1 protein-coding gene is annotated in these 1,469 nt (G+C 61.3%); it reads right to left on the reverse strand.

Annotation, left to right across the window (positions count from 1 at the left end; genetic code table 11):
• Positions 1-38 precede the first annotated feature (38 nt).
• A complete protein-coding gene (locus tag CJ028_RS07470) occupies positions 39-1,412 on the reverse strand; it encodes an IS256 family transposase (RefSeq protein WP_105034646.1) in 1,374 nt (457 codons plus the stop codon).
• Positions 1,413-1,469 lie beyond the last annotated feature (57 nt).

The following is a 1,469-nucleotide window of genomic DNA, read 5'->3' on the forward strand; positions in this document are numbered from 1 at the left end:
GAGCCTGTCAAGTGTTTTGTGTAAGTGTTGGGAGTTGGTTAGAGGTGGGGGTTGATTCGGTCGGGGTAGATCATCACGAGCTGGCTTAGTGCTTGCTTCCAGTTGGTGGTGATTTGGCCTTCTACGAGGCGGCCTTCGGCGGTGCGTTTGACGCCTCGGGCTCGGCCGCGTTCCTTGGCTCGGTCTCGGGCTCGTTTGTCTTCGATGTTGCAGATGGCGAGCCAGAGCATCTTGATGACGGCGTCGTCGTTGGGGAAGTGGCCACGGTTCTTGGTGACTTTCCTCAGTTGAAAGTTCAACGATTCGATGCTGTTCGTGGTGTAAATCACCCGTCTCAGCTCGGGCGGGAAAGCGAGGAACGGGGTGAATCGTTCCCAGGCATCTTCGAACGTTTTTACGGCTGTGGGATACTTCACGCCTCGCGGTGACGCGGAGAACTCGGTCAACGCGTCCCAAGCAGCGTCGGCGTCGACGGCGGTGTAGATCGGTTTCAGCGCGGCAGCGACGGCCTTGCGGTCGTTGTAGCCAACGAACCGTAACGCTGCCCGGATCAGGTGCACGACACAGGTCTGAACGGTCGCCTGCGGCCAGGTCGTTTCGATCGCTTCGGGGAACCCGGTCAGGCCATCGCAACAGACGATGAGGACGTCTTTGACGCCGCGGTTGGCCAGCTGCGCGCAGACGCTGGCCCAGAATTTGGCGCCCTCGGTGTCTTGCACCCAGATGCCCAACACGTGTTTGATGCCGTCCATATCCACGCCGACGGCGATGTGCGCGGCCTTGTTGCGCACATGGCCGCCGTCTCGGACTTTGACGATCAGCGCGTCCAGGTAGATCACCGGGTAGAGCGCTTCCAGTGGGCGGCGCTGCCATTCCAGGACGGCGTCGAGGACCGAGTCGGTGATCTTCGAGATCGTCTCGTGGGACAGCTCCGTGCCGATCGTGGAGACGAGGTGGTGCTGGATATCGCGCACCGTCATCCCGCCGGCATAGAGCGAGATGATCATGTCGTCGAGGCCGCCAAGGCGTCGCTCGCCCTTGGGCACCAAGCGAGGCGTGAAGCTCCCGTCGCGGTCCCGCGGGATGTCCAGCTCCAGATCGCCGACCTCGGCCGCGACCGTCTTCACCGACGTTCCATTTCGCGAATTCGAGTAGAACCTGGCTTCGGGATCGCCCTTGTCATAGCCAAGGTGCTCGGTCAGCTCGGCCTGCAACCCGCGCTCGAGGGCCGCTTTGATTAGGCCGGGCACGAACCCGCCCTCGCCGGTGAGTTGCATCGTGCCGGCATCGATCTTCGCGAAGAGACCATCGAGAGCGCCACTATCGCGCAACTCCTTGATCGCATCGGCGGCCGCCCGCTGGGCTGGGGACTTCGGTGCTTTCAGCTTCTCATTTCGTTCTGTCATGACCATTAGTGTCACTCCTTCAAATGAATCCGCAACCCCTTACACAAACCATCTGACACCCTC

Source organism: Cryobacterium aureum, assembly GCF_002954245.1.
GTDB lineage: Bacteria > Actinomycetota > Actinomycetes > Actinomycetales > Microbacteriaceae > Cryobacterium > Cryobacterium aureum.

Bases quoted from the DNA above. Each gene is read 5' to 3' on its own strand.
- CJ028_RS07470 (WP_105034646.1), bottom strand. From the start codon at position 1,412: ATGGTCATGACAGAACGAAATGAGAAGCTGAAAGCACCGAAGTCCCCA.